Annotated in this window: 4 protein-coding genes; 1 reads left to right on the top strand and 3 read right to left on the bottom strand. The window is 65.9% G+C overall.

Annotated elements, in window-relative coordinates; genetic code table 11:
- Positions 1-924: transaldolase (gene tal / locus P3W85_RS29400; protein WP_276267351.1), on the bottom strand; the 924-nt coding region annotated here is incomplete at its 3' end.
- A gap of 235 nt (positions 925-1,159) precedes the next feature.
- On the opposite strand from tal, the gene rpiA reads away from it, so the two are divergent.
- On the top strand, positions 1,160-1,846 hold the full coding sequence (gene rpiA / locus P3W85_RS29395; RefSeq protein ID WP_017225632.1) for a ribose-5-phosphate isomerase RpiA: 687 nt from the start codon (positions 1,160-1,162) through the stop codon (positions 1,844-1,846).
- A 104-nt stretch (positions 1,847-1,950) separates the two neighbouring features.
- On the opposite strand, the gene P3W85_RS29390 is transcribed toward rpiA, so the two are convergent.
- A complete protein-coding gene (locus tag P3W85_RS29390; RefSeq protein WP_017225633.1) occupies positions 1,951-2,226 on the bottom strand; it encodes an oxidative damage protection protein in 276 nt (91 codons plus the stop codon).
- Positions 2,227-2,337: 111 nt separating this feature from the next.
- Positions 2,338-3,655: amino-acid N-acetyltransferase (gene argA / locus P3W85_RS29385; RefSeq protein ID WP_276267350.1), on the bottom strand; the 1,318-nt coding region annotated here is incomplete at its 5' end.

Below are 3,655 nucleotides of genomic sequence, written 5' to 3'. Positions count from 1 at the left end.
CGCCTCCAGCTTCACCGCATCCGCCGCAAACAGCCGGATGCCTTCAGCCAGCTTCTCGGTAGCCATCGCATCCTCGTTGAGCTGCCAGCGGAAAGCCGCCTCATCGCAGGCGATGCGGGCAATGTTGCCGGCCTGGGCCTGGTCCACCGAGAGCTTGCATTCCACCGTGCCTTGGCCCGCGGCCAGCTTTTCGAGCAGGTCGGGGCTGATGGTCAGCAGGTCGCAGCCGGCCAGTGCCAGGATCTGTTCGGTGCTGCGGAAGCTGGCGCCCATCACTTCGGTAGGGTGGCCGAACTTCTTGTAGTAGTCGTAGATCTGGCGCACCGAGCGCACGCCGGGATCGTTGTCGCCCGCGTTGGCGGCGGCGTCCCATTTGTCGCCGGCCTGCTTCTTGTGCCAGTCCAGGATGCGGCCGACGAAGGGCGAGATCAGTTGCGCGCCGGCCTCGGCGCAGGCCACCGCCTGGGCCAGCGAGAACAGCAGCGTCATATTGCAGCGGATGCCGTCGCGCTGCAGGATTTCAGCGGCGCGGATGCCTTCCCAGGTGGAGGCGATCTTGATCAGCACGCGCTCGCGCGCCACGCCGCGTTGCTCGTACAGCGCGATCAGGTGGCGTGCCTTGGCGACCGTGGCTTCGGTGTCGAACGACAGGCGGGCATCGACTTCGGTGGAGACGCGGCCCGGCACGATGGCCAGTATCTCGCAGCCGAAGGCGATCAGCAGGGCGTCCATGACGGCCTGGGTGCCTTCGTGGTCGCGCACCGCTTTTTCGAGCAGCGGGCGGTATTCCGCCTTCTGCACCGCTTTCAGGATCAGGGATGGGTTGGTCGTGGCGTCCTGCGGCGTGTACTGCTTCATCAACTGGAAATCGCCGGTGTCCGCCACCACGGTGGTGAACTGCTTGAGCTGATCGAGCTGGTTCATGGTCAGTGCATTACTGGTAAGGGTTGGGGATGGCGCGGGGCCGAAACGGCAGGCCCGCAGCGCCGGCGTGCATCCTTGCAGGCCCAGGCCCGGATGGCGGGAACCACGACGGGTGGCGCGCGCAGCCCTGGCGTTGCCTCGCGGCCATTGTACCGTTGGCAGGTGGCGGAACCTGCGATGCCACGGCAATCCGGTACACTATGCGGTTTCCCCCCAAAGCAGACGGGCTGTTGTCATGACTCAGGATGAACTCAAGGCGCTGGTAGCGCAAGCCGCGGCCGACTATGTCGAGAAGGAAGTGCCGGCGGGTGCGGTGCTTGGCGTTGGTACCGGTTCCACGGCCAACCTCTTTATCGACGCGGTGGCGGCGTTCAAGGAACGCTTTGCCGGTGCGGTTTCCAGTTCGGAGGCTTCCACCCGCCGCCTGCAGCAGCACGGTTTCAAGGTCCTGGACCTGAACGAGGTCGACGAGATCCCCGTGTATGTGGACGGCGCCGACGAGATCGATGCCAGCGGCGCGATGATCAAGGGCGGCGGCGGCGCGCTGACGCGCGAGAAGATCGTCGCTTCGGTAGCGAAGCGCTTCGTCTGCATCGCGGACGGCAGCAAGCTGGTGGCCGCGATGGGCGCGTTCCCGCTGCCGGTGGAAGTGATTCCAATGGCACGTGCCGCCGTGGCGCGCAAGCTGGCGGCGCTTGGCGGCCAGCCGCGCCTGCGCATGACCAAGGAAGGCGGCATCTACAAGACCGATAACGGCAATGTGATCCTGGACGTGGCCGGGCTGAAGATCACCGATCCGAAGGGGCTGGAAGAGATCATCGACCATGTGCCCGGTGTGGTGACGGTGGGGCTGTTCGCCCTGCGCGGTGCCGATGTGCTGCTGCTCGGCACATCCGACGGTGTGACGCGTAGCGATTATTGAGCATTGGCCGGGCTCGCCGGCTGCCGCCTGCATGAAAAAAGGGTGCCTCGAACGGCACCCTTTTTGTTTTCCGGCCGCGCGGCAACGACCGCGGGCAGCGGCAATCAGGCCTGCGGCGGCGGGACGTAGCCCTGCGCCTGGTCGGCGCCTTCGCCGAAGAAGTACTTTTCGGTCTGCTTGAGCAGGTACTGGCGCGCACGGGCATCCGCCATATTGAGGCGGTTCTCGTTGATCAGCATGGTCTGGTGCTTGAGCCAGCCGGCCCAGGCTTCCTTGGACACACTTTGCCAGATCTTCTTGCCGAGTTCGCCCGGCAGCGGCGGCAGGTCGAGCCCTTCGGCTTCCTTGTTGAGCTTGACGCAGTTGACCATGCGGGCCATTGGGGAACTCCTTGTTGTCGTGTGATGTAGCCGGCGCGGCGAGAGGCCGGCCGTTGCGATGCCGCTATTGTAGCGAAGCGGGGGCGAGCCTTCCGGCTACCCCCACCGCCGTCACAGTTTTTTCATCAGCACCATCGATTTGCGCTGCCAGTTGTAGAGCTTGCGCTTGTCTTCCGGCAGGTCGTCCACGGTGGCGTGGACGAAGCCGCGCTTGAGGAACCAGTGTTCGGTGCGGGTGGTGAGCACGAACAGGCGGTCCAGCCCAAGGCTGCGGGCGCGGCGCTCGATACGCTTGAGCAGGCGCTCGCCGTCGCCGGTGCCCTGCGCTTCGGAGGACACGGTCAGGCAGGCCATCTCGGCCATGCCTTCGCGCGGATAGGCGTAGAGCGCGGCACAGCCGAACAGCACGCCGTCGTGCTCGATTACCGAGAAGTTGGCGATGTCGCGCTCGATCAGGTGACGTCCGCGCGGCACCAGCGTGCCATCCTGCTCCAGCGGCGCGATCAGCTGCAGGATGCCGCCGACGTCGTCCAGCGTGGCTTCGCGCAGGCTTTCCAGGTCGGTGTCGGAAATCATGGTGCCGACGCCATCGTGGAGGAACAATTCCAGCAGCACCGAGCCGTCCAGGTCGAAGGGTATCAGGTGGGCGCGCGGCACGCCGCCCTTGAGCGCCTTGACCAGGTGTTCGAGGTAGACGGCGACCTCGGCGGGCAGGTGGTTGTTCTGCAACCGTTCGATGGCGGTGCGCAGCGACATTTCCGGCATCAGCTTGCCGACCGCGTCCTGCACGCCGGGCACCTCGGTGATAAAGACCAGCTTGTCGGCCTTCAGCGCGATGGCGGTGGCGCTGGCCACGTCTTCCATCGACAGGTTGAAGGCTTGCCCGGTGGGCGAGAAGCCGAGCGGGGAGAGCAGCACGATCTTGCCGTGCGACAGCGACATGCGTACCGATTCGCCGTCGATTTTCCGTACCAGTCCGGTGTGCTGGTAGTCCACGCCCTCGACGATGCCGACCGGGCGCGCGGTGACGAAGTTGCCGGAGATCACGGAGAGCTGGGCGCCGGCCATGGGCGTATTGGGCAGGCCCTGGCTGAACGCGGCCTCGATATCCAGGCGCAGTTCGCCGGCGGCTTCCTTGGCGCACTCCAGTGCGGCGTTGTCGGTGATGCGCACGCCTTCGGCGAATTGCGACTCGACCTGGCGCAGCGCCAGCTGTTCTTCCACCTGCGGGCGCGAGCCATGCACCAGTACGATCTGCATGCCCATGGCGTGCAGCAGCGCCACGTCGTTGACCAGGGCGTTGAGCGTGCCGGCCTTGACCAGTTCGCCGCCAAAGGCGATCACGAAGGTCTTGCCCCGGAAGGCGTGGATGTAGGGGGCGACCGCACGCAGCCAGTCGACGAACTGCTGGTGGTCGGGGCCGCCGCGC

It is taken from the genome of Cupriavidus basilensis (genome assembly GCF_029335485.1).
Lineage (GTDB): Bacteria > Pseudomonadota > Gammaproteobacteria > Burkholderiales > Burkholderiaceae > Cupriavidus > Cupriavidus basilensis_E.
The sequence above is the reverse complement of the archived record's forward strand: the minus strand, read 5'-3'. Positions and strand labels throughout refer to the sequence as shown.

Bases quoted from the DNA above. Each gene is read 5' to 3' on its own strand.
- P3W85_RS29390 (WP_017225633.1), bottom strand. From the start codon at position 2,226: ATGGCCCGCATGGTCAACTGCGTCAAGCTCAACAAGGAAGCCGAAGGG.
- rpiA (WP_017225632.1), top strand. From the start codon at position 1,160: ATGACTCAGGATGAACTCAAGGCGCTGGTAGCGCAAGCCGCGGCCGAC.